Below are 23,874 nucleotides of genomic sequence, written 5' to 3' on the forward strand. Positions count from 1 at the left end.
AAACTCCCAAGATTGTTGTTATACGTTACAGGGTACGGGTGACTTTATTGAGGTGCTGAGGACGATCGGGATCGCTTCCCCGGGCCTCTGCAAGGCCAGCCACCATTTGATAAAAACTCTGAATCACCGACAGCGGTTGAAGGGACTCATGACCAGCATCTACCAAGGTCAAATTGCGCTGTACTACGCTCTTGTCGGCAGCAAGGACTACTCGGGCGCCAACACTTTTGAGCCACTCGGTTAACTCCAGCAAGCCAGCCTGTTCGAGCCCTGGTGGCGCGAACACCAGCACAGGATAATCAGGGCCAATCAGCGCCATCGGGCCGTGGCGAACTTCGGCGCCGCTAAAGGATTCAGCTTGAATCGCACAGGTTTCTTTAAACTTAAGCGCCGCTTCCTGTGCGACAGCAAGACCCGCCCCACGACCGATCACCATCATCTTGTCGGCGTGTAGCAACGCCTCTATGGCAGGAGACCAATCCGTTGCCAGAGCCTGAGTTAGCCGTTCTGGAAGCTGTTCCAGAGCGGTGAGTAACAGGCGATCTTCCTGCCAATAGCCGATGAGCTGCGCCATGGCAGAAAGCGTGGCCAGGTAGCTTTTGGTGGCGGCCACACTCTTTTCCTCTCCTGCATAAAGAGGGATTTCACTATCGCTCGCCGCGGCCAGGGGCGACTGCGGCGTATTGACTAACGCTATCGTTCGAGCCCCAGCGATAGCGAGCGACTGCTGCATAGCGACTAGGTCAGGGCTTTGCCCAGATTGGGAAACCGCCAAGGCCAACTGCCCCGTTAGCCGCCAAGGCGCCTTAGCTAGGGTGGTCAGTGAGGGAGGCAGCGAGGCTACCGGAATACCTTTACGCTTCATGCATTGGTAGGCGAAGTAACTAGCAGCATGGTCGGAGCTGCCCCGCGCCACGGTAACCGCTGCGGTAGGCTCTGCAAGGCGTAAGCGCTCGCCTAGCGCGGCTAGCAACGACGCATTACGCTGTAGCTGACCGCGAATGCGTTCAGGGGCGTTGCGAGTTTCTTCAAGCATAAGAGACATTAAAAAGCTCCTTGGGCATTTCCACAGACATGGCGGCCCTCGACATAGACCGCTTGGAGTTGAAGTTGGGGATCAAGGATAACCAGATCCGCTAACGCACCTTCTTGAAGGCGGCCGATGTCGTCGATTCCCAGGAAGTCGGCGGGAAAACGTGACAGGCGATCCGAGGCATCTGCCAGGGTAAGACCGAGACTGACGAAGTTACGTAACGCCTGATCCATGGTCAGCGTACTGCCTGCCAGGGTGCCGTCAGCCAGACGCACACCTCCCAGGCATTTAGTGACCGTCTGCTCACCTAGACGGTAATCACCATCTGGCATGCCTGCTGCGGCGGTGGAATCGGTAACGGCATAGAGATTAGGGATGCAGCGTAAGGCGGTTCGGATGGCACCAGGGTGTACATGCAGCAGGTCTGGAATCAGTTCGGCGTACTGCGCATGGGCAAGCGCTGCGCCAACCATTCCAGGTTTGCGGTGATGCAGGCCGGTCATGGCATTGAACAGATGAGTAAAACCACAGGCACCATGAGCCATTGCCTCAACGCCTTCTTCATAGCTGCCAAGCGTATGTCCTAGCTGAACCCGCACCCCCCGCTCGCTGAGATGACGAATTAATGCATAGTGACCGGCTAACTCAGGGGCAAGTGTCAGCAAGCGGATGGGGGCCAAAGCACACAGCTCGTCCACCTCCTCAATCACGCCATTTCGGGCATGGGCAGGTTGAGCACCCAGCTTGCCGGGATTGATATAAGGGCCTTCCAAATGAACGCCCAATACCCTGGCTGCGTCCGGCTCCTGCGCCTCCATGTAGCTGGCGACATCACCTAATACCTGACGAATCTGGGCATTTGGCGCCGTCATGGTGGTCGCAAGCAACCGAGTGGTTCCAAAACGCACATGGGTACGCGCTAGCGTGGCAAGTGCTCTGCCACCTTCCATGGTGTCGGCACCACCACCCCCATGCACATGCAAATCTATAAAGCCGGGAACAATGCGTGGATACTCGTTGGTGACGGGGTCTACCGGATCGCCATCAATGCGCCTAATACGCCCTTCTTCCCAATGTATCTCTCCCAGGCGCCAGCCATCTGAGGTGAGGATATTGCCAAACTGCATAAAATCTCCTAGCGGGTCAGCTCGACCATAAAGTCGTAATAATCTGTGCGACAGTAAGTAACCGTGAGCTCTGCTGGCGTGCCATTGGCTAGGTAACCTAGTCGAGTGATCTTAAGCAGCGCCTGCCCCTCGGCAACCTCTGCAAGTGCCGCTAGCTCTGCGTCTGCATTGATGGCTGTGACGTGCTGCAGAGCTCGAGTCACTGATTTACCGCTGGACTCCAGCACCGCATAGAGAGACGTTTCTACTAACTGAGGATCGGGCAGCACCGAGACAGGCAGACAGCTATCCTCTACCGCCATCACCACATCATCAGCCAAGCGTAAGCGCTTCAGGCGCGAAACCTGGGCATCAGCCCCCAAGCCAAGACGCATGCTCTCTTCCGCATTGGGATTTGCCAGCCTGCGCTCTAACCATTGAGAACTTGGCGTAAAACCGCGCTGAGTAAGCAGCTCGGTGAAACTCACCAACCGGGTTAATGACTGATTGAGACGCGGCGTAATGAACGTTCCGGAACCGCGACTACGACGAATAAGCCCCAGCTCAGCCAGACAGTCCAAAGCCTTACGCGCAGTAATACGCGAGACATTGAGGGTATCGGCCAAGTTGCGCTCTGAAGGCAGCGCCTCACCGCTCTCCCAAGTGCCAGTCTCAATGGCATGCTCCAACTGGCGGGCCAACTGTTGGTAAAGAGGGGTCGCGCCCTTAGGGTCAAGGCGCAGCTGGGTAAAACGTGAATCCATGGACTTCACCTGATGATTTAAAGACCAATTAGATACCAATATAGTCAATAATTAATACCATTCAAGTACCAATAATCCACTGACAAGTCTGATAGGGACATTTTTTTCTTTTAATGGGGAGATGACACGACTGCCAGAGGGGATGTAGGTTATTGATAAATTGGGATCAAAGAGAACTTCGCATGGCGACAATTGGCGCAGCCCTTGTGAATCCGTATAGTGGCACCCTAACTCTCGCCAACTGATTGAGCTCATGCTTCAGAATAACTCCATGCTTGCCCAGCTCAAGCAACAGATTCGTCAAACCACCCCCCGTGCTGAAGGGGTGATTAAAGCCACCGACAAAGGTTTCGGTTTTCTCGAAACCGACGACGGTGAGTCCTATTTCGTGCCGCCACCCGCTATGAAGCAGGTGATTCACGGTGATCGCGTGGAAGGCGTGATTCATGAGAACGGTGACAAAAAATCCATTGAGCCGGAAAAGCTGATCGAAGCGGGTCTTGATCGGTTTGTCGCCCGCGTGCAGAAGCGCGAAGGCCGCCTGGCCGTGGTGCCTGACCATCCATCGATTAAAAATGTTATTAAGGCGCGGATTAAGAACAGCCTTGATGAAGACAGCATTGCTGACGGCGATTGGGTCGTCGCTCGCCTGGTGCGCCATCCGCTAAAAGCCGATGACCGCGCGTTCTTTGCCCAGATTGATGAGTTGGTCGCCAAAAGCGATGATCCGGCAGTGCCATGGCGCGTCACACTTGCACGTCATGCGCTGGAGCAAGAGTGCCCCGATGCGGGCACCGACTGGCCGCTGATGGATGAAGGCCTGACGCGGGAAGATTTAACCGCCACGCCCTTCTTCACCATCGATGGTGAGAAGACCCGCGATATGGATGACGCCCTGCACGTCGCTACTCGCGCTGAAGGTGGCTGGCGGTTGAGCGTGGCGATTGCTGACCCCACGGCTTACGTGGCCGAAGGCCATGCGGCTGATTTAGAAGCCCGCACCCGCGCCTTTACTGTTTATCTACCCGGCCAGAACGTTACTATGCTGCCCGAGCAGTTAGCAGATGATCTCTGTTCGTTGTGGGAAGGCAAAGATCGCCCCGCGCTGGCCTGCACGCTGGATATCAATGCCGACGGCAGCATGGGCGAGTACCGATTTTTTGCCGCCAACGTAAAATCCCACGCAAAACTTGCCTACGATAGCGTCTCCGACTGGATCGAAGGCCAAGGCGACTGGGCACCCGCGGATGAAATCGCCGAGCAGCTCACCGCGCTGCGCGATTTGACCGAGGCGCGCACCGCCTGGCGTAACGAACACGCGCTGGTGTTTAAAGACCGCCCCGACTACGTGTTTGACCTTGATCCCGCCGGTAACGTATTGGCGGTGCGCACCGAAGAGCGCCGCATTGCCAACCGCATGATCGAAGAGTCAATGATTGTGGCCAACGCCTGCTGCGCGGATTTCCTGGCCCAGCATATCGGCCACGGTATCTTTAACGTGCACCGCGCCTTTGAGCCGGAAAAAGCCGAAGCCGCCCAAGAATTCCTGGCAGGTCAAGAGATCGTCGTCGAGCGTGAAGCGTTGACCGAGCTTGCCCGCTACACCGAGCTTAAGCGTGCGCTGGAAAGCCGCGATGATGCTTGGCTGGATGCGCGCCTGCGCCGTTTCCAGGGCTTCACCAGTATGTCGGCCCAGCCCGGCCCGCACTTTGGCCTTGGCCTGGCTGCCTACGCCACCTGGACGTCGCCGATTCGTAAGTATGGCGATATGGTCAATCACCGCTTGATCAAGCGCGTGCTGAAAGGCGAGCAGGCACCTGCTGAAGCCACCCAGCAGCTGACCGAACAGCTGACCGAGCGTCGCCGCTTGAACCGTATGGCCGAGCGCGATGTGAAAGATTGGCTCTACGTGCGTTACCTAACGCCCTCCGCGCAGAACCAGGACACCTTTGAGGCCGAAATCATGGCCATCAACCGTGGCGGTATGCGCGTTCGTCTGCTGGAAAATGGCGCGACGGCGTTTGTGCCTGCCCCCTTGATGCACAGTGACCGCAGCAAAGTGGTCATTGACGATAAAGAGGGGCGTATCCAGATCGAAGGCGAAGAGCGTTACAAGCTTGGCGATCCGCTACGCGTAGTGCTCACTGAAGCACGCGAAGAGACCCGTTCGCTGGTGGCAAAGCCCGCTGATTGATGGGGCGTCACTAGCCATGCATTACCGAAAGGGGCAGCGATCACGCTGCCCCTTTTTTAGTGCGTTTGCATACAACTGGCGTCGCTAACAGTTAAAAAAGCGCTTCGTCTCGGTCACTGATTAAGGGCCAGTTAGCGTCTTTTTCAGATACCACCGTCGGCGGAATCGGCCACTCGATGGCGAGGCGTTCATCGTTGTAACGCAAGCCACTTTCAGCCTTGGGGTGATAAGCCGCCGAGACAAGATAACTAACTTCAACATTATCGGTTAGCGTCTGAAAGGAGTGCGCAAAGCCTGGCGGTACATACAGCTGGTGCCGGTTTGCATCAGATAATTCAAACAATTGATGATGCAAGTAAGTTTCCGACTCTTCACGGATATCCACGATGACATCGACAATCGCGCCTCGAATGCAGCGTACCAGTTTAGCTTCGGCGTGGGGCTGGCGCTGATAATGCAGCCCTCTTAGCGTGCCTCGCTGAGCCGAGAAAGAGGTGTTCTGCTGGACAAAGTCACTTAGCAAGCCATGGCGCTCAAACTCCGCACGGCACATGGTGCGGGCAAAAAAACCGCGCTCATCACCATGTGGTTCAAGCTCTATCAGGCGGGCATCCTTGAGGTTCGTTTGATGAAAATGCATGTCTTACTCCGTGAAAGTAGCAGCGACACCAGACGTCAATTTCAGGGCAAACATGGCTTCCTGTTCAGCATATAGACGGTCGATCAAGCGCCCTGGCGGTAGTCGCACATCATCAAAGGTCAGCGCCGCATCCTTTTCCAGATGGCCCACTACCCGACAGCCCAGCGCTAGCCCGATTGGTAACAGTCGATCCCTGCGTATTACCTCGATATTTTCCGCCACTCCATAGACTTCGAAGCCACCGAGTTCTTCTATTGTTTCGCCCTCCTGCAACGCTTTTTTGGCTATGGCGATGACGCCCACCCTTGGGCCTTCTAAAGGGGATAACACTGGATCACGGAACAGCACGGCGCGGGCAACGGACGTGGGCACTTCGAAATGGCACAGATGATAAGGCGTTGTGAAGCAGTAATACGGCCCCTCGCCCAACTTGTAGAGTTCGAGATAGTGGCGCTGCCGGGGGTTGTCAATCGTTCCCAGCACAAAGACGCCCGGCCCCGGCCGCGCCCCAACAACGTAATCAACTAACCCCGGCCCCATCGGGTTCAGGTAGGGCTCAAACGCCGACACCGCCTCTTCTATGGGCACTAAAGGGCCACCGACAACGCCAGCTGAGAAATCTGGGCCCAGCATGCCCCGCTGTGCCACTTGCATCCCAGTTCCATTGGCAACGATCGCCTGCTCGAACGATATTTTGGTGCCATCCGCAAAAGAGGCCACCATTGCCGGTTTTTGCCCCCAGCGCTTGGCAAAACTCTCCTGCGTAGCGGGGTTACGATAGGGGTCATGCAAACCTTTAATGTTGCCACACAGCACAGGCTTTATACCTAGCCCGGCAACAAACCGGTAGAGATTCATCTGCACACCAGGCTGGTCGCCATCGGCAAAGCTGTAGACAACTCCTGCGGCATCGGCTTTCGCTTTTAAGATAGGGCCAATCGTACCGTCGAGTTCTGCATTCATTTGGATAACGTCTTTACCGCTTTCCAACGCCGCCAGGACAGCATGCGCCGCGAACTCCAACGAGCCGGTGACTTCAATGATCGCATCCAGCCCTTCAGCGCGCGCCAGTGCCACCGCGTCCTCGGTGACTGCTGGTCGCCCAGCCGCAATTGCCGCTTCAAGTTCCTGCTGAGTCTCACAGGCGGCTGGCTCAATCCCGGTTTGCTGGAAGACATTGACCGCGGCATCGAGATGGCGGTTGGCAATAGCACAAAGGCGCATTCCGGGTGTCGCGGACATAATCTGCAGAGCGATACCGCTAGCTTGAAACCCTGCCCCGACCATCCCCACTCGAATGGGATTACCTTGCGCCTCGCGTTTGGCAAGCGCGGTATCAACAATAATCATCGTTGGTTCATTCCTTCCAGAGCTTCCAGGGGGCGCCTTGTGCCCAGGCGGTTTCGAGCACCATTCGGTCTCTCAGCGTATCCATGCTTTGCCAGTAACCGTTATGATGGAAGTAGCCCAATTTCCCCAGTTCAATCATTCGGTTCATGGGCTCGTTTTCCCATACGGTCTGACTATCGTCGATCATCTCGAACACTTCCGGATGACAGACAAAGAAGCCGCCATTGATCAACCCCCCGTCTATTTCACCCTTTTCACGAAAGCCCTCTACCTGGCTATTACCCTCTTTCAAACGTAGCGCACCATAGCGGCCAGGCTGCGTTACTGCTGTCAGGGTGCACCAATTGTTCGATGCCAGATGTGAGTCGATCAGCGCATTAATATTCAGATCACTTAACCCATCACCATAGGTCAAACAAAAAGGTTCATCTGCCAAGTAAGACATGGCCTTTTTAAGGCGCCCTCCGGTCATGGCATCGGCGCCGGTATCCAGCACGGTGACTTTCCAATCATCATTGACACTCTGAAGCCAGTCGACGTTGCCTGTTTTCAGATCAATGGTGTAATCAATTCGATTGCCGCGATAATTAAGGAAATAGTCGCGGATGTACTCCACCTTATAGCCACCCAAGACGATAAATTCCTTTAAGCCATGATGAGCGTACATCTTCATGATATGCCAAAGGATCGGACGACCGCCTACTTCCACCATGGGCTTGGGGCGAATCGTTGTTTCTTCACTTAAGCGCGTTCCAAACCCTCCCGCGAAAATTGCGACTTTCATAGTTAGGCCTCAAGGTTAACGTGGGTAGTGGCAGGCAAAGCACTTGGGATAACAGCATCGTACATTTGCCAGCGCAGGCTTTCAGATAAGCGCCCCGCAGTGATATGAGCCTGTAACGCATGCAGGCGCATATAGCGAGAGGCGCGGAATTGCGTGTCAGCAAACTGCATACTACTAAGCCCTTTGATCAACCCCCTGATCGAATCCAAAAGCGTCATCTGCGGTTGATGCTCGGGGGCTAATTTGGCAAACAGGCTGAAATCTACTTGATAGGAACGACTGTCCGCCGGGGCTTGGGTGTTGATACTCAGAGTGGTGCCGGGAACCGCTTTGGCCACTGCGGTGGCTAAGTCTCGCACTTGATGATTGCGTGCGTTCGAGCCGGTATTGATATTGAGTATGCGCCCGCCGTTTTCAGGCTTGCGCTGTACTGCCCAGTCAACAGCACGGGCCATGTCGGAGACGTCTATCAAAGGACGCCAGGGTGACCCATCGCTAAGCACGCTAATATGCTGCTGGCTCAGGGCACCAGCAACGAAGTCATTAAGTACCAGATCAAGCCGTAAACGTTCTGACATTCCACAGGCAGTCGCAAAGCGCAAGCTGGTAATCACCATGTCGCCCTCAATGCTTGCCAACGCTTCTTCAGCGGCTATTTTCGAGCAGGCATAGGCAGTCACGGGGGCCACGGGATCCGCTTCACTACGCGGAGCTCCTAAAGCGACACCATAAATGCTGCAACTTGAGGCGAACACGAAGTTCTCTACCCCTGCCTGAGCCGCTGCCCTGGCCATATCAATCGTCGCTTGCTGATTAACTTCATCGGTCACTGCGGCGAAACGATCTCCCATGGGGTCATTGGAAATCGCCGCCAGTTGAACCACCGCCGTATAACCCTCAAAAAAATCAGTCGGGATATCTCGCACATCCCCCATAAACTGTTGGTCGAGATAACGTTCTGGAAGAAGTTCGGCGCCCGTCAAACAGTGTGCGAAGTAGGCAGTGTCATACCCATGAAGCGTGGCGGATGGGTGTCGCAAGGCTAACTCTCGTACCACAGCGGGGCCAACATAGCCCATATTCCCCACGATTAAGATTTTCAAAACATCACCTCATTAATGATTAATATCATTATTATAAGATTTTTCATTTCTCCGAATTAAATATTAAAAACCCAGCCACTACTGATAACCACCCATTTAACAGCGATCTATCTAATATCTATTTACTACTATAATTAACCAACTATTTACCTATTTACCTATTTACCTATTTACCTATCATTATCAAAAATAAACCACGGCACCATCTGCTCACACTTTGAAACAAAAACAATACTAAAACTTACATTCAAAATAAGAGACGACACTTTTACTGTCAAGAGTAGCGCCGGGTTAAAAATCTAGTCTGGAGTACTATTTTTTTCATCCGACAACACGACAAAAGGAGTGGCTTTTCAGACACTCCTTCTTTTTACAGCGGTAGGTTTTTATATAAACCCTGCCTATAACCTGACTGTACCCAGAACAAGTATGAAGAGCGTTTAAGCTTAGGAAGAGATGCTTGCTGATGGCCCAGCTGCTAGTGATTAAACTTTACTAGACCATGACAAATGACAGCAGCGCCCTTAAGGCGCTGCTACTATCAACTTATCCTGGATTAAAACTCTGCTTGTCTTGCCGTCGAAGGCAAGGCCATTGCAGGTTTGTATTTTGAAGCTTTTTGCACGATAGCTTCATCTATCTGAAAGGCAGCTACCAGCTCGCGGAGACGCCCAGCCTGATCTTCCAAGGAAAATGCGGCGTTAGTCGATTGCTGAACCAGGGTGCTGTTTTGCTGAGTAGTAGAGTCCATTTCAGTAATAGCCGTATTGATCTGCTCGATACCACTACTCTGCTCCCGAGTGGCAGAGGATACTTCGACCATTAACATAGCAAGGCGCTGGATTACCGCTTCCGTCTCACCAATAGTGGCAGCTCCTCGCTCCGCTTGGTCAGAACATAGCTTTATTTTGCTACGCGTATCATCGAGCATAGTGCGAATTTCACCGGCTGAGGCAGCACTACGGCTTGCCAACGCACGAACTTCTGTCGCTACTACCGCAAACCCACGGCCTTTATCACCAGCACGCGCTGCTTCAACGGAGGCGTTTAAAGCCAGGATATTGGTTTGAAACGCAATGGTATCGATGGCCTCAACGATCTTATCCATGCTGAGCGATGCGGCGGTCACTTCGCGCATTAATTCCACGCTACGAGAGACTTCTTGACCACCACTTTGCATCTGTTGCGACGCATTATGAGCCAGCGTATCAGCCTCTTTGGTTGAATCACTATTCTGGCGAACCGTTGCCGTCATCTCCTCCATACTTGAAGCCGTTTCCTGCAAGGCAGCTGCTTGCTGTTCAGTACGAGCGGCGAGCTCCTGCCCACCTTGGGCAATCTCATTGGCTCCGTTCAAAACACTCTCGCTAGAGTCACGTAGCGATGCGACCAGGGTAGTGAGCGCTTTACTCATTTCAGCCATGGAAGTTAATAACTGTGCCGTTTCATCACGACCTGTGGCTACGATATCGTGTCGCAGATCTCCTTCTGCAACGCGCTGGGCAACCTCAACAGCTCTCCGCAAAGGCAGTACAATACTACGCGTAATGGCAATGGCCAGTGCCACTGCTATCAACAACGCCACCCCCGCGAAGATACACAGCTGCCAAAGGGCTAAACGGTACTCAGCGTTTATCGCTTCATTAGCAATTTCAACGTTCGAGTCCGCCACCAGACTGATTTCATCAGCCAATTCCGCCAACCGATAGATGCTTTCTTTATGTTCACTAAACACCTGATTAGCTTGCGCGGCATCAGAAAGACTGCCTCCCTCAATCTGTCGATACACCTGCATGAAGCCCTCTTCATACCCCTGAAGAGCGCTTTCTGCCTGTAGATAGAGAGAATCTAAACTGTCTTGGCTCGAAATTTCTTCTCCTTCCTGAAAGACAGCCCGAATTGCCTCTATGGTTGCCGCCCAACTTTGTTGATCCTCTGCCCGTTCGGGACTGTTGACCTTGATAAATACATCCTTTTCAAAGCGCCGTGCAAGCAGTGCTAACCGCTGAATCTCCGCTGCATTGCTTGCTAAGGCCACATCCGTGTCCAAGGTTTTTTGAGCCGTATACTTAGTGACGGTGATACCTACCACCCCCGCCACTAAGGTGCCCAAAAGAAATAGCGAAACTAAGCCAAAGGCTAACGCTAGGCGAGTGCCAATCTTGAACCGGGAAAGCATAGCCACATCCTAATGAGCAAGTGAGCTAAGATTGTAAGCAGCAAGGATGAAAACTGTAACCCAACCTTTGCAAACTATTGTCAACTTTTATACATAATCAAAGTGTCTCTAATGTACCAGCGCGTCTCACCTACGCTAACTTACTGACAGACTCGACATAACCTGAGAGGATATCGGCCAGTTCTATGACACTATCTGCCGATGCTGACAGAAGAACCGCAGCATTTCTCGGGTAGCGTCAGGGCCTTGAGGGTCGGTATAGCTGCCCTTTTTGCTGCCACCTGACCAAGCATGACCCGCCCCATGGACACGCCACTGCTCTAAGCATGGCTTACCCGAAGCATCACGGTGGGTGGTACAGGTGTAGCCGTGGCCATTGGCGACCTTTCCCTTCTCTACCGTCGCCCCTGCTTGACGCGATGTACTGTACTGGGCAGCCACGCGATCCGCGTTACTGGGATGCACGGTCGTGTCACGGTCGCCATGAAAAATAATCGCTGGAACGTCCGACGCCCATCCCGCTTCTTTGGCTTTATTCCCGCCCCCCAGGGGCCCAGTACCGCCCTGCATCGCCCCTAAAGCATCGGGAAGGCTCTTGGCCACGCCGTGGGGTAGGCCAGAGTGCACGCCCACCGCGGCAAAGAGATCCGGGTAGGTCATTGCCAGTGTGGTCGCCATGGCGGCACCTGCCGAGAGCCCGGCCACATAGACACGGCTAGCATCGAGTCCATAGGTGTCGATGATCTGGCGAGTCATGCCCGCCAAAATTGCCGGCTCACCGCCCTCGCGCTGCTGGTCTTCGGCTTTGAACCAGTTCCAGCACTTAGAGTGGTTGGCGGTCATCGGCTGAGCAGGATAAAGCACGCAACACGGCTGCTCTTCGGCCAGTCGGTTCATTTCGGTGCCAGCAGCGAAATCGTCAGGATTCTGAGTGCAGCCATGCAGCATAACCACCAGTGGCAACGCTTGCCCGTGATAGCCGCTAGGCACATACAGTTTATAATCACGCGTGCCTACTCGATTGCTGAAACTACCCGCCGTGAAGGTGCCCGTAGCAGATCGTGCCTCCGACGCAGGCTTCGTTCCCGTGTCTTGTTTACCAACAACCTCCCAGATCCCATCGAAGGTATTGCCGCCCTGGTAAACATTATACGGCGATTCTGAACGTCTAGTTTCTGTACTTCTAGTTTCTGTACTTCTAGTTTCTGTACTTCTAGTTTCTGTACTTCTCGCTTCGGGCACGCTGCCCTGGAGGAGGGCCATGGCCTCGTGCAGTTTTCCCGCGCGCGTGAGCCGCGTCGCTTCTTCCATTCGCTTCGTCATAGTGGCATCGATCATTTTCAATATCCTTATTCAATGATTACATGTGTGATAGCTTGTGCGTGATTGCTTGTGCATGACTGAGCAGTACTAAACAGAGTGGTAACTCACTCAGTGAATGCGATCCGCCAGAGCGGCCTTAACGGCTTTACTGGCATTTAAAGCCCCCAACACCACCACCGACTCGATAGTGGCAAGGGCAAGCTCCGGCGTTACATCATCGGCAATGCTAGCCATACCCAGCACCTGAATCTGCAACATCTCCCCGGCCGACTTTAGGGCTTCTAGATCGGCGCGACTGTAGTGCTCAAGCCCGAGTACAAACGACTTGCGAGTGACCGTCTCTCTGACGACATCAGCATGTTTCACCAATTGATTGCGAATGGCTGTTCGGATCAGATCGGTTCGATTGGAGTAGAACCCTTCCTGTACCAGCAGATCGATCTGCCCCAGATCAACCACGCCCAGATTGATAGTGATCTTCTCGCTGGAGTCGCCGCCCTTGCGGCGCAGTTCGTGCACGCTCATGTGTGAAGCCTCGTTGTGCTCGTCATTGAACATCTCATTGGCACTATAACACTCAAAAATACTCCATACACCATCCATATGGATGGTATTTATACTATCTTAGCTTCAGAACTAGCCCTGCGCACCGGTTCAGGTGTCGTCGAACTGACTTATTTCTCCTTTATGGTGAAACGATGACACTTTGTAGGGTTGGAGGTTAGCTTGCACATTGCCGATGTGACGATGTTTCATGCCCCAGCCAGTGGCGGCGTGCGTACCTATTTGCAGGCCAAGCATCGCGTTTTTTCGCGCATTCCTCAGCTGCGTACCAGCCTGCTGGTGCCGGGTGCGGAGCGCGATAGTTTGGGCGACCATCACACCTTACCGGCACTACACCTGCCCCTGGGCCAGGGCTACCGTTTTCCGCTACGTCGTTCGCCCTGGCGCGATGCCTTGGTTGATTTAAAACCTGATCTTATTGAAGCCGGTGACCCGTACGTAACAGCATGGGCTGCGCTGGCCGCGGGTCAACGCCTTAGCGTGCCGGTGGTGGGCTTCTATCACTCCGACTTGCCACGCTTGATGGGTGACCGCTTTGGGCGCTACGTAGAAAGACGCCTAATACGCTATGTCACAGCGCTTTATAGCCAGTTTGATAGCGTGCTGGCTCCCTGTAACGCCATGGCGAACCGGCTGCGGGATTGGGGCGTCGATAACGTTCGCGTTCAGCCGTTGGGCGTCGATTTGACGCAATTTAATCCCCAGCAGCGTGACTCGGCTTTCCGCCACGCCATGGGCATACCCAACGATAAGAAGCTGCTGATCTTTGTGGGACGTAACTCCCGCGAGAAAAATATTGATGTGCTGATGGCGACGATGCGCCAGTTGGATAGCGATTACCATTTGCTGCTAATGGGCCCTGGCATGCCGCATCAGGCTCCCAGCAACGTCACCATTGTGGATCGCTGCTGCGGCGCCCATGAGGTGGCTAAAGCCCTGGCCAGTAGCGATGCGCTGCTACACGCAGGCACCCGCGAAACCTTCGGTTTAATTGCCCAAGAGGCGATGGCCAGTGGCCTTCCGGTAATAGCGGCAAATGCAGGCGCGCTGGCAGAAAACGTGCCGCTGGGGGCGGGTATTTTATGCAAACCGCTTGATCCAACTGCCATGGCTGAGGCGTGTGTGGCGTTGTTTAGTAATGACGTGGCCACCAGCGGGCGCTATGCGCGCCGCCATGTGGAGCGCCACTTCAACTGGGATAGCGTTATCCATTCACTACTTGAGCATTACCAGCACCTTTGCCACGGCAGCCAACCTCATGCACTCAACCAACACCACTAATCGTCGCCAGCGACTCAAGTGGCGACCCATCCATGGCGTAATGATTGCCTTGGCGCTGATGGCGCCGCTGGTGCTCACCGCCTGGTTGGGTGGTGCTGAGGCACTGCAGCGCGTCAAACAGTTTCCGCTCGGATTGTTGCTATTGATGCTGGTAATGGCCTTTACGTGCTGGAATCTCAATGCGGCGAGGCTGCGTTTGATGCTGGGCGGCCGCGCAGGCAGGCTAGGACAACGCGGCGCTCTTGGTATTGAGCTGGCGTCTAAGTTTGCGCTATGTGCCACCCCAGGCGGCAGCGGTGGCCCTGTCACCCTACTGATGCTGCTTGCCCAACGCGGCTTTCCGCCCGCCAAAGGCGCGGCGATGTTTCTGATTGACCAAGGTTGTGACCTGCTGTTCTTTCTGACGATGCTGAGCGGCCTGGTGCTGTTTTCACTGCTCAGCGACACCCAGTGGCCGCATCAATCGCTGGTGCAATGGGCGCTGGTCGGTTTAGCCCTTATAGCAACATTGGTGATTATGGTAATGCGCTATTTACCCAGCCTACTGCGTTCATCTAGAGCGGGTATGCCATGGCCAAGCCGCTATCGGCGGCGCTGGCTGACACGGCGCCTATTACGCTGTCGGCATGCGTTAAAGGTGACGCTTGAGCTACCACGCTCCACGCTATTCGCTATGATGTTGCTGACCACTGCCCACTGGCTGATACGCTACAGCTTGCTCTATTTGGCAGTAGTGGGGGTAGGCGGTCATGCGGATTGGATGTGGACATTTCTCACCCAAATGCTGGCCATGGCGGCCAGCCAGTTCAGCTTTCTGCCCGGCGGCGCAGGAGCTGCGGAGGTGGGCGTGGGTGGCCTGTTACTGCCGTTGATGGAACGCGATCAGGCCGCTGCAGCAGTGCTGGTATGGCGGCTGGTGAGCTACCATCTTTATTTGGCGGCAGGTGCACCGCTGTTTATGCTGTATAGCTACCGAATGCTGCGTCACGCGCCGACGCCATAGCAAGATTAGCCATAGCGACATTAGCCATAGCAACATTAAATGCGCAAAAAAATAAGGGCGCCCCTAGGGGCGCCCTTATCGCGTGCAGCTTGACGTCAGTGACTTACCAGCCAGTGACTTCTTTCAGCGCATCGCCGATTTCTGCCAAAGAGCGCACGGTTTTAACACCAGCGTCTTCAAGAGCAGCAAACTTCTCGTCGGCGGTGCCTTTACCGCCAGAGATGATCGCGCCCGCGTGGCCCATACGCTTGCCAGGAGGTGCAGTCACACCGGCAATGTAGGAAACCACTGGCTTGGAAACGTTGGCTTTGATGTAAGCCGCGGCTTCTTCTTCCGCCGTACCACCGATTTCACCGATCATCACGATGGCTTCGGTTTTCGGATCCTTCTCGAACATCTCAAGGATGTCGATAAAGTTGGAACCCGGAATCGGGTCGCCGCCGATGCCTACACAGGTAGACTGGCCAAAACCGTGATCAGTCGTCTGCTTAACGGCTTCATAGGTCAAGGTACCAGAGCGAGACACGATACCTACGCGGCCCGGCTGGTGAATGTGACCTGGCATGATGCCGATTTTGCATTCGCCTGGGGTGATAACACCGGGGCAGTTCGGGCCGATCAGACGTACGCCCAGCTCGTCGCACTTCACTTTGGCTTCGAGCATGTCTAACGTGGCGATGCCTTCGGTGATGCACACAATCAACTTGATACCGGCGTTAGCCGCTTCAAGGATTGAGTCTTTACAGAACGGTGCCGGTACGTAGATAACACTGGCTTCCGCGCCGGTTTTCGCTACCGCTTCTTTCACGGTGTTGAAAACGGGCAGACCGAGGTGCTCTTGGCCGCCTTTGCCCGGCGTAACACCACCGACCATCTTCGTGCCGTAGGCAATCGCCTGCTCGGAGTGGAACGTACCTTGGCCGCCGGTAAAGCCCTGGCAGATGACCTTGGTGTTCTTATCGATCAGGATGCTCATTACTTGCCCTCCGCCGCTTTAACGACCTGCTGAGCCGCGTCGGTCAGACTAGTAGCCGCGATGATGTTCAAACCGCTAGATGCCAGTTTTTCAGCACCCAGTTCGGCGTTATTACCTTCCAAACGTACGACAACCGGTACATTGACGCCCACTTGCTCAACGGCACCGATAATGCCTTCAGCAATCATGTCGCAACGTACGATACCGCCGAAAATGTTAACCAATACGGCTTTAACATTGTCATCAGACAGGATGATTTTGAACGCTTCTGCTACGCGCTCCTTGGTGGCGCCGCCACCAACGTCCAAGAAGTTAGCCGGCTTGCCGCCGCTCAGGTTAACGATGTCCATGGTGCCCATCGCCAAACCTGCGCCGTTCACCATGCAGCCGATGTTGCCATCAAGCGCGACATAGTTAAGTTCCCACTTCGCCGCATCGGCTTCACGCTGGTCTTCTTGCGAAGGATCACGCATGGCCTGCAGGTCTGGGTGACGGTAGAGCGCGTTGCTGTCTAGACCCAGCTTGGCGTCGAGGCAGTGAAGGTTACCTTCGTCAGTAATTACCAGCGGATTAATTTCTAACAGCGCCAGGTCTTTGTCGTGGAACAACTGGGAAAGACCCAGGAAGATCTTGGTGAACTGCTTGATCTGGTCGCCTTTCAGGCCCAGCGCAAAGGCTAGTTCACGTGCTTGGTACGGCTGTGCGCCGACCAGCGGATCAATTTCGGCTTTAAGAATCTTTTCCGGCGTTTCTTCTGCAACCGTCTCGATCTCAACACCACCTTCGGTAGAGGCCATAAAGACCACACGACGGGTAGTACGGTCGACCACGGCACCGAGATACAGCTCGTCGGCGATGTCAGTGCAGGTTTCAACCAAAATCTTGGCAACCGGCTGACCTTTTTCGTCAGTCTGGAAGGTGACCAAGTTCTTGCCTAACCACTTTTCAGCAAAGGCTTTGGCTTCAGCCGGGTCTTTAATCAGCTTAACGCCACCCGCTTTTCCACGGCCACCGGCGTGCACCTGGGCTTTAACCACCCACATGTCACCACCGATTTTTTTGCAAGCCTCTTCGGCTTCTTCGGGAGTGTCGACTGCAAAGCCTTTAGACACTGGTAAACCATAATCGGCAAACAGCTGTTTACCTTGATACTCGTGAAGATTCATCGATTCATGCCATTGGTTGCATGTGACTCGAACGATGATCAGTTTTCTTTTAAGAACCGTCTTACAAGGACGGTCTTAAAAGAGCTGGTCATCCCCGTTCTTTCGATCTTTGTGGATTAACACAAAGCCGAAAGTTTGCGCCACCCTTAAAAGGTGGCGCTTCGTTGTTGCTGACTGAATTACTTACGCTTCTTGCGGTTGGCCATATGAATCGCGTGGCCTTCAACCGCAAGCGCTGCTTCGTGAACAGCTTCCGACATGGTCGGGTGCGCGTAGCAGGTTAGGGCCAGGTCTTCGGCGCTAGAACCGAATTCCATGGCAATCACGCCTTGGGCGATCATTTCGCCCGCGTGCTGACCCACGATGTGCATACCGAGAATACGGTCAGTTTCCGCATCGGCGATAATTTTGGCACTGCCTTCGGTGGCGTTGTTAGCCATCGCGCGGCCGCTTGCCGCGAACGGGAAGGTGCCGGTTTTGACTTCGATACCTTTCGCTTTAGCGTCTTGCTCGGTCATACCCACCCATGCAACTTCTGGGTAGGTGTAGATAACGCTAGGAATGGTGTCGTAGTTCATCTCGGCCTTATGGCCAGCGATGATATCGGCCACCATAATGCCTTCTTCAGAGGCTTTGTGCGCTAGCATCGGGCCACGCACACAGTCACCGATGGCGTAAACGCCTGGCACATTAGTACGGCACTGGTCGTCAACAAAAATAAAGCCACGCTCATCCAGCTCAACGCTAACACCGTCGGCAATGACGCCTTTGGTGTAAGGACGGCGGCCAACGCAAACAATGAGCTTATCAAAAGTCATCTCTTGTTCGCCGTTGGCATCGGTGTACTTAACAGTCACCTCTTCACCATTGACCTCAGAACCGGTAACGCGAGCGCCCAGCTTGATGTCCAGGCCCTGCTTCTTGAGAAGCTTCTGGGTCTCTTTCGCAACGGTGGTATCTACCATCGGCAGGAAGGAGTCCATGGCTTCAAGTACAGTGACTTCAGAACCTAAACGGTTCCATACGCTGCCCAACTCAAGACCGATAATACCGGCACCGATGACGCCCAAACGCTTCGGCGTCTCAGTAAATTCCAGTGCACCGGTAGAGTCAACAACCAAACCTTCAACTAACGGGGTCGGTGGAATTTCCACCGGCACTGAGCCCGCGGCGATAACGATGTTGTCGGCATCATAAGTGGTGGCATTGCCGTCGCGGTCGGTAACTTCAACCTGCTTGCCCGATACCACTTTACCGGTACCTTCGATAGCAGTAACGCCGTTGGCCTTGAACAGGCCAGAGATGCCGCCGGTCAAGTTCTTAACGATCTTGTCCTTACGCGCCATCATTTTGGTAACGTCCATGGAGACGTCGCCTGCCTGGATCCCCATATCGTCGAAATCGTGCTTGGCCTCAACGAACTTGTGGGATGCTTCAAGCAGTGCTTTAGAAGGGATACAGCCCACGTTTAAGCAGGTGCCGCCGTGGACAACGTTGCCTTCTTTACCGATCCATTTTTCAATACAGGCCGCTTTTAGGCCCATCTGTGCAGCACGAATGGCGGCGACGTAACCACCAGGGCCGGCACCGATAACGATCACATCAAACTTATCAGCCATGTTGGCTCCTTTAGCTTGCTGGCCCCTCGCCGCGATAACGCAAACCGGGCGAGAGGCTGTGTGCAATTGCAGATATATCCTGGTTAAGCAGTAGCGTAATCAATCACTATTACAATCAATACGACGCTTATGCTTCTTAGATATCCAGCAGTAGACGCGCCGGGTCTTCCAGCAATTCTTTGAGCGTGACCAAGAATTGAACGGCGTCTTTGCCGTCGATCATACGGTGGTCGTAGGAGAGCGCCAGATACATCATTGGGCGAATCTCGACCTTGCCGTTAATGGCCATCGGACGATCCTGGATTTTGTGCATACCCAGAATAGCGGTTTGCGGCGGGTTGATGATCGGGGTCGACATCAATGAACCGAAGGTGCCGCCATTGGTGATGGTAAAGGTGCCGCCGATCATGTCATCCATGCCCAGCTTGCCGTCACGACCACGCTTACCGAAATCGACAATCGTGCGCTCGACATCAGCAATTTTCATGCTGTCGGTGTCACGCAGTACCGGCACGACCAGACCACGGTCGGTGGAAACGGCAACGCCGATATCCTGGTAACCGTGATAGACGATGTCGGTGCCGTCGATAGAGGCGTTCACATCCGGATAACGCTTGAGCGCTTCAGAAGCCGCCTTAACAAAGAAGCCCATGAAGCCCAGTTTGATATCGTGAGCTTTTAGGAACGTATCTTTGTATTGCGCACGCAGGGCCATGATTTCAGTCATGTCCACTTCGTTGTACGTGGTCAGCATCGCCGCGGTTTGCTGCGCCTGCACCAGACGCTTGGCGATGGTTTGACGCAGGCGGCTCATCGGTACGCGTTTCTCGACACGTTCGCCTTCCGCAACAGGCGTAGCAGCGGCTTTAGCCGGGGCCGCAGACTTTGCAGACTTCTTGGCAGAGCCGTCTTTGACCGCTTTCTGAACGTCTTCTTTCAAGATGCGGCCACCTTTGCCGGTGCCCTCGATCTTGGCAACGTCTAGGTCGTGCTCGGCAACCATTTTACGTGCTGCAGGGGCGAGGATTTTGTCACCGACTTTCTCATCAGCGCCATCGTCATCGCTGCTGCCTGCTTTAGCAGGTGCTGAATCGCCGTCGCTTTCGCTACCACTATCGCCACCGGCGCCTTCGGTAAACACGGCCAGAATCGCTTCGGATTCGACCTGGCTACCCTCTTCGGCTTTAATTTCAGCCAGGGCGCCGTCTGCCGGTGCAACCACTTCCAGCACTACTTTGTCGGTTTCGATGTCGGCCAGCACGTCGTCGCGCTTGACCGCTTCGCCGACCTTTTTGTGCCAGGTCGCTACCGTGCCTTCCTGGATAGACTCAGGGAAGCTGGGGGCTTTTACGTCGTGCTGCTTGCCACCGCCGTTACCGCCGCTGGCAGGCTTTTCTTGCTTCTCTTCTTTCGGCGCTTCAGAAGAGCTCTCTTCTTTGCTGCTAGACGCGCTGCCTTCACCGATTTTGCCCAGCACCTGCTCTGACGCAACGGTATCGCCCTCTTCGGCCATCACGTCGGTCAGGGTACCCGCTTCCGGTGCGACGACTTCTAGCACCACTTTGTCGGTTTCGATCTCAACAATCAGCTCGTCACGCTCAACGCTGTCACCCGGCTTTTTATGCCACGCCGCCACTGTGCCTTCGGCAACGGATTCCGGAAAGGTTGGCGCTTTGATCTCAGTAGCCATGTCGTTTCCCTTATGTGTTCTCTAAATCCGGTGGTCGCTTATAAATTAAAAGCGTCTTCCACCAGCTGGCGCTGCTGTTCAGTGTGGACGGACATATAGCCCGCTGCAGGAGCAGCAGAGGCGGGACGTCCGGCAAATTTCAACTCGCGACCGAGGCCATCTTTCAGCATATCGGCCACCGCACGCATATTGTGCTGACTGGAGTACCAAGCGCCCTGATTAAGCGGCTCTTCCTGGCACCACACAATGTCTTCTACGTTGATATAGTCTTGCAGCGCTTCCAGAAGCTCTTCTTTCGGGAAGGGGTAGAGCTGCTCAATACGCACGATTGCCGTGTCGTGACGCTCATTCTCGGCGCGCCACGCGGCTAAGTCGTAGTAGACCTTGCCAGCACATAGCACAACGCGGGTGACCTTTTCTGGCGCAAGATCCGCTTGGTCGGCGAGTACCATGTGGAACTTGCCGTGGGCGAGATCTTCAAGGCTCGACGTCGCTTCTTTATGACGCAGCAGCGATTTAGGTGTCATTACCACCAGCGGTTTACGCAGAGGGCGAATCACCTGACGACGCAGCAAATGATAAATCTGCGCTGGCGTAGTGGGGACACACACCTGCATATTGTGCTCAGCACACATTTGCAGGAAGCGCTCCAAGCGCGCCGAAGAGTGCTCGGGCCCCTGGCCTTCGTAGCCGTGAGGCAGCAGCATGGTTAAACCGCACACACGGCCCCACTTGGTTTCACCCGATGAGATGAACTGATCCACGACCACTTGGGCGCCGTTAAAGAAGTCACCAAACTGGGCTTCCCAGATCACCAAGTCATTTGGCGCGGTGGTTGAGTAGCCATACTCAAACGCCAGCACCGCTTCTTCCGAAAGGAAGGAGTCATGGATGGTGAAACGCGGCTGGCCATCGGCCATGTTCTGCAGCGGCACATAGGTGGTGCCATCTTTCTGGTTATGCACCACCGCATGACGGTGGGAGAACGTACCGCGGCCCACGTCTTGCCCGGTAATCCGGATCGGGTGGCCCTGCTCTAGCAGCGTGGCGTAGGCCAGCGTTTCCGCAAAGCCCCAGTTAAGTGCCAAACCACCGGCCTGCATTTTACGGCGATCTTCATAAATCTTGGCCACTTGGCGCTGTACTTCGACGCCATCCGGCACCTCGCACATGCGTGCCGCTAGCTGCTGCAGACGCTTCATATCAAACGTCGTGTCGGCATCGCCAGACCATTCGTGGCCCAGGTAAGGTGCCCAATCAACGAACAGCGAAGCGTTGGGCTCTTGCACCAATGCATTGGCAACGTGGTTACCTGCCACTAGATCATCACGATAGGTTTCGACCATCGCTTTAGCGGACTCTTCTGAGAGCACGCCCTGCTCAACCAGGCGCTTGGCATATAGCGAGCGCGCAGAGGGATGATCTTTGATCTTGGCATACATCATCGGCTGCGTGCCTGACGGCTCGTCAGCTTCGTTGTGGCCACGACGACGGTAGCAAACGAGATCGATCACCACGTCCTTTTTAAACTGCTGGCGATAGTCGAGAGCGACTTGGGTGGCGTGCAGCACTGCGTCCGGGTCATCGCCATTGACATGAAAAATAGGCGCTTGAACCATCTTGGCAATATCAGTGCAGTATTCGGTAGAGCGCGCATCCAGCGGATGCGAGGTGGTGAAGCCCACTTGGTTGTTGATCACAATGTGGACGGTGCCACCGGTTTTATAAGCACGGGTCTGGGACATCTGGAATGTCTCCATCACCACGCCTTGACCGGCAAACGCCGCATCGCCGTGGACGTTGATCGGCAGCACCTTGCTACCCTCTTCGTCGTTACGGCGATCCTGGCGGGCACGTACCGAACCCTCTACGACAGGTGCGACAATTTCCAGGTGCGATGGGTTAAACGACATCGCCAAATGGACTTCGCCGCCCGGGGACATGACGTTTGAACTGAAACCCTGGTGATACTTCACATCGCCTGAGCCGCGCTCGATGACTTTCTTACCGTCAAACTCATCAATCAAGTCAGCTGGGTTTTTACCCAAAATATTGACCAACAGATTGAGCCGTCCACGGTGCGCCATACCGATGACCACTTCCTTGGTGCCATAACCGCCGGCACGCTGGATAAGTTCATCCATCATCGGCACAAACGATTCGCCGCCTTCAAGACCAAAACGCTTGGTACCTGGATACTTGGATGCCAGGTAATTCTCCAAACCTTCGGCGGCCGTCAAACGCTCCAGCACGTGCTTACGCACGTCAGCGCTAAAATCAGGCGCACTGCGTACCGACTCAAAACGCCGCTGCAACCAGCGCTTCTCTTCGGTATCGACGATATGCATGATTTCGCAGCCGATGGAACGGCAGTATGTACGCTCCAACGCGTCCACGATGTCACGCAATGGCGCTTTGTCGATGCCTAAAAAGAAAGAACCGGTTTGGAACTCGGTGTCCAGATCAGCTTTTGAGAGCTGATGAAAGGACAGATCGAGATCAGGGACGGGGGTGGGATTACGCAGTCCTAGCGGGTCAATATTGGCCTTTTGATGGCCACGGAAGCGGTAAGCGTTAATCAGCTGCAGGACTTTTACCTGCTTTTTGTTTTCACCGCTATCGGCAGCGGCGACTACACGGCCTGGACGACTTTCGCGCCCCAACTGGTAGAACTGATCACGGACTGGGCTTAGTGGTACATCGTGGGAGGCACTGCCCTCGGGACGCGGCAACTGGTCAAAATAGCTGCGCCATTCGTCAGGGACAGACTCAGGATCGGCGAGGTACTGCTCGTAAAGCGCTTCCACGTAGTGAACATTACCGCCACTTACGTGAGAGGAACGCCACATCAACTCCATTATGCCTTGTTGCATCTCTCGGTCACCCTGCACTGATGGGGTGGTATCGGTATCGTCGCAAAGGTGCGGCGACATCGCTATTGCCCTGCCGGCGGGGCGGGACATTTGCCGGCGGCGCCGGCCAACGGCCGGAAACCCTGTTCGTCTAGCTCTTCATTATCTAACACTTCATGCCGCATCTAGCGATCACTCAGTGTTTCTAACGGTCATACGGTGTTTCTAGCGGTCATACGGTGTTTCG

The 23,874-nt window shown here is 54.6% G+C and carries 18 protein-coding genes; 3 read left to right on the plus strand and 15 right to left on the minus strand.

Annotation, left to right across the window (positions count from 1 at the left end):
* Window positions 1–25: 25 nt before the first annotated feature.
* Genes J7J49_RS00765 through J7J49_RS00775 form a run of 3 tightly spaced genes read right to left on the minus strand, consistent with a single transcriptional unit; the run spans window position 26 to window position 2,903 of the window.
* Entirely contained in the window at window positions 26–1,045 is a 1,020-nt protein-coding gene (locus tag J7J49_RS00765) for an SIS domain-containing protein (protein ID WP_215089431.1), read from the minus strand.
* Window positions 1,045–2,160, minus strand: a complete 1,116-nt coding sequence (nagA, locus tag J7J49_RS00770; protein ID WP_215089433.1) for an N-acetylglucosamine-6-phosphate deacetylase — start codon at window positions 2,158–2,160, stop codon at window positions 1,045–1,047. The genes J7J49_RS00765 and nagA overlap by 1 nt, the downstream gene beginning before the upstream one ends.
* 8 nt (window positions 2,161–2,168) lie before the next feature.
* A complete protein-coding gene (locus J7J49_RS00775; RefSeq protein WP_215089435.1) occupies window positions 2,169–2,903 on the minus strand; it encodes a GntR family transcriptional regulator in 735 nt (244 codons plus the stop codon).
* A gap of 253 nt (window positions 2,904–3,156) precedes the next feature.
* On the opposite strand from J7J49_RS00775, the gene J7J49_RS00780 reads away from it, so the two are divergent.
* A complete protein-coding gene (locus J7J49_RS00780) occupies window positions 3,157–5,097 on the plus strand; it encodes an exoribonuclease II (RefSeq protein ID WP_215089437.1) in 1,941 nt (646 codons plus the stop codon).
* 91 nt (window positions 5,098–5,188) lie between these two features.
* Here the strand turns inward: J7J49_RS00780 and rfbC are convergent, their stop codons facing one another.
* The 7 genes from rfbC to J7J49_RS00815 form a co-directional block, all read right to left on the minus strand.
* The gene (gene rfbC, locus J7J49_RS00785; protein ID WP_215089439.1) at window positions 5,189–5,737 is read right to left on the minus strand and encodes a dTDP-4-dehydrorhamnose 3,5-epimerase; all 549 of its coding nucleotides are present in this window, start codon (window positions 5,735–5,737) and stop codon (window positions 5,189–5,191) included.
* A gap of 3 nt (window positions 5,738–5,740) precedes the next feature.
* Window positions 5,741–7,087, minus strand: coding sequence for an NAD(P)H-dependent oxidoreductase (locus J7J49_RS00790; RefSeq protein WP_215089441.1), 1,347 nt, complete (start codon window positions 7,085–7,087; stop codon window positions 5,741–5,743).
* Window positions 7,088–7,094: 7 nt separating this feature from the next.
* Window positions 7,095–7,871: a glucose-1-phosphate cytidylyltransferase gene (gene rfbF / locus J7J49_RS00795; RefSeq protein WP_215089443.1), complete on the minus strand. Its 777-nt coding sequence runs from the start codon at window positions 7,869–7,871 to the stop codon at window positions 7,095–7,097.
* Between the two features lie 2 nt (window positions 7,872–7,873).
* Window positions 7,874–8,974, minus strand: coding sequence for an NAD-dependent epimerase/dehydratase family protein (locus J7J49_RS00800; RefSeq protein WP_251048078.1), 1,101 nt, complete (start codon window positions 8,972–8,974; stop codon window positions 7,874–7,876).
* A 556-nt stretch (window positions 8,975–9,530) separates the two neighbouring features.
* Window positions 9,531–11,153, minus strand: coding sequence for a methyl-accepting chemotaxis protein (locus J7J49_RS00805; protein WP_215089445.1), 1,623 nt, complete (start codon window positions 11,151–11,153; stop codon window positions 9,531–9,533).
* 183 nt (window positions 11,154–11,336) lie between these two features.
* Window positions 11,337–12,491 carry an extracellular catalytic domain type 1 short-chain-length polyhydroxyalkanoate depolymerase gene (locus J7J49_RS00810; protein WP_215089447.1) on the minus strand — a complete coding sequence of 385 codons (1,155 nt, stop codon included), beginning with the start codon at window positions 12,489–12,491 and terminating at the stop codon, window positions 11,337–11,339.
* 93 nt (window positions 12,492–12,584) lie between these two features.
* Window positions 12,585–13,001: a ribbon-helix-helix domain-containing protein gene (locus J7J49_RS00815; RefSeq protein WP_215089449.1), complete on the minus strand. Its 417-nt coding sequence runs from the start codon at window positions 12,999–13,001 to the stop codon at window positions 12,585–12,587.
* 201 nt (window positions 13,002–13,202) lie between these two features.
* Here J7J49_RS00815 and gpgS point away from each other — a divergent pair, with 201 nt between their 5' ends.
* Both gpgS and gpgF read left to right on the plus strand, forming a co-directional pair.
* The gene (gene gpgS / locus J7J49_RS00820; protein ID WP_215089450.1) at window positions 13,203–14,321 is read left to right on the plus strand and encodes an N-acetylglucosaminyl phosphatidylglycerol synthase; all 1,119 of its coding nucleotides are present in this window, start codon (window positions 13,203–13,205) and stop codon (window positions 14,319–14,321) included.
* Complete coding sequence (gpgF, locus tag J7J49_RS00825) at window positions 14,299–15,324, plus strand: glucosaminyl phosphatidylglycerol flippase (RefSeq protein WP_215089452.1); 1,026 nt, start codon at window positions 14,299–14,301, stop codon at window positions 15,322–15,324. Before gpgS ends, gpgF begins: the two co-directional genes overlap by 23 nt.
* Window positions 15,325–15,427: 103 nt before the next feature.
* Here gpgF and sucD read toward each other — a convergent pair whose 3' ends face one another.
* From sucD to J7J49_RS00850, 5 genes are all read right to left on the minus strand, one after another.
* Window positions 15,428–16,300, minus strand: a complete 873-nt coding sequence (sucD, locus tag J7J49_RS00830) for a succinate--CoA ligase subunit alpha (protein WP_064233850.1) — start codon at window positions 16,298–16,300, stop codon at window positions 15,428–15,430.
* Window positions 16,300–17,466 carry an ADP-forming succinate--CoA ligase subunit beta gene (gene sucC / locus J7J49_RS00835; RefSeq protein ID WP_035577585.1) on the minus strand — a complete coding sequence of 389 codons (1,167 nt, stop codon included), beginning with the start codon at window positions 17,464–17,466 and terminating at the stop codon, window positions 16,300–16,302. Before sucC ends, sucD begins: the two co-directional genes overlap by 1 nt.
* A gap of 179 nt (window positions 17,467–17,645) precedes the next feature.
* Window positions 17,646–19,085, minus strand: coding sequence for a dihydrolipoyl dehydrogenase (gene lpdA / locus J7J49_RS00840; RefSeq protein WP_064233848.1), 1,440 nt, complete (start codon window positions 19,083–19,085; stop codon window positions 17,646–17,648).
* 136 nt (window positions 19,086–19,221) lie between these two features.
* Window positions 19,222–20,775 (minus strand): 2-oxoglutarate dehydrogenase complex dihydrolipoyllysine-residue succinyltransferase, encoded by a 1,554-nt coding sequence (gene odhB / locus J7J49_RS00845; RefSeq protein ID WP_064233846.1) that lies wholly within the window; start codon window positions 20,773–20,775, stop codon window positions 19,222–19,224.
* A gap of 38 nt (window positions 20,776–20,813) precedes the next feature.
* Window positions 20,814–23,648, minus strand: coding sequence for a 2-oxoglutarate dehydrogenase E1 component (locus J7J49_RS00850; RefSeq protein ID WP_064233959.1), 2,835 nt, complete (start codon window positions 23,646–23,648; stop codon window positions 20,814–20,816).
* Window positions 23,649–23,874: the final 226 nt, after the last annotated feature.

The sequence above is a fragment of the Halomonas sp. ISL-56 genome (assembly GCF_018612805.1).
In the GTDB taxonomy this organism is placed as follows: Bacteria; Pseudomonadota; Gammaproteobacteria; order Pseudomonadales; family Halomonadaceae; genus Vreelandella.

What these genes read in the sequence shown, in the direction of transcription:
- J7J49_RS00850 (WP_064233959.1), bottom strand. Translation starts at nt 23,648, where the DNA reads ATGCAACAAGGCATAATGGAGTTGATGTGGCGTTCCTCTCACGTAAGT.
- J7J49_RS00815 (WP_215089449.1), bottom strand. Translation starts at nt 13,001, where the DNA reads ATGAGCGTGCACGAACTGCGCCGCAAGGGCGGCGACTCCAGCGAGAAG.
- J7J49_RS00810 (WP_215089447.1), bottom strand. Translation starts at nt 12,491, where the DNA reads ATGATCGATGCCACTATGACGAAGCGAATGGAAGAAGCGACGCGGCTC.
- rfbC (WP_215089439.1), bottom strand. Translation starts at nt 5,737, where the DNA reads ATGCATTTTCATCAAACGAACCTCAAGGATGCCCGCCTGATAGAGCTT.
- J7J49_RS00805 (WP_215089445.1), bottom strand. Translation starts at nt 11,153, where the DNA reads ATGCTTTCCCGGTTCAAGATTGGCACTCGCCTAGCGTTAGCCTTTGGC.
- sucD (WP_064233850.1), bottom strand. Translation starts at nt 16,300, where the DNA reads ATGAGCATCCTGATCGATAAGAACACCAAGGTCATCTGCCAGGGCTTT.
- J7J49_RS00775 (WP_215089435.1), bottom strand. Translation starts at nt 2,903, where the DNA reads ATGGATTCACGTTTTACCCAGCTGCGCCTTGACCCTAAGGGCGCGACC.
- nagA (WP_215089433.1), bottom strand. Translation starts at nt 2,160, where the DNA reads ATGCAGTTTGGCAATATCCTCACCTCAGATGGCTGGCGCCTGGGAGAG.
- J7J49_RS00790 (WP_215089441.1), bottom strand. Translation starts at nt 7,087, where the DNA reads ATGATTATTGTTGATACCGCGCTTGCCAAACGCGAGGCGCAAGGTAAT.
- sucC (WP_035577585.1), bottom strand. Translation starts at nt 17,466, where the DNA reads ATGAATCTTCACGAGTATCAAGGTAAACAGCTGTTTGCCGATTATGGT.
- J7J49_RS00765 (WP_215089431.1), bottom strand. Translation starts at nt 1,045, where the DNA reads ATGTCTCTTATGCTTGAAGAAACTCGCAACGCCCCTGAACGCATTCGC.
- lpdA (WP_064233848.1), bottom strand. Translation starts at nt 19,085, where the DNA reads ATGGCTGATAAGTTTGATGTGATCGTTATCGGTGCCGGCCCTGGTGGT.
- odhB (WP_064233846.1), bottom strand. Translation starts at nt 20,775, where the DNA reads ATGGCTACTGAGATCAAAGCGCCAACCTTTCCGGAATCCGTTGCCGAA.
- gpgF (WP_215089452.1), top strand. Translation starts at nt 14,299, where the DNA reads ATGCACTCAACCAACACCACTAATCGTCGCCAGCGACTCAAGTGGCGA.
- rfbF (WP_215089443.1), bottom strand. Translation starts at nt 7,871, where the DNA reads ATGAAAGTCGCAATTTTCGCGGGAGGGTTTGGAACGCGCTTAAGTGAA.
- J7J49_RS00780 (WP_215089437.1), top strand. Translation starts at nt 3,157, where the DNA reads ATGCTTCAGAATAACTCCATGCTTGCCCAGCTCAAGCAACAGATTCGT.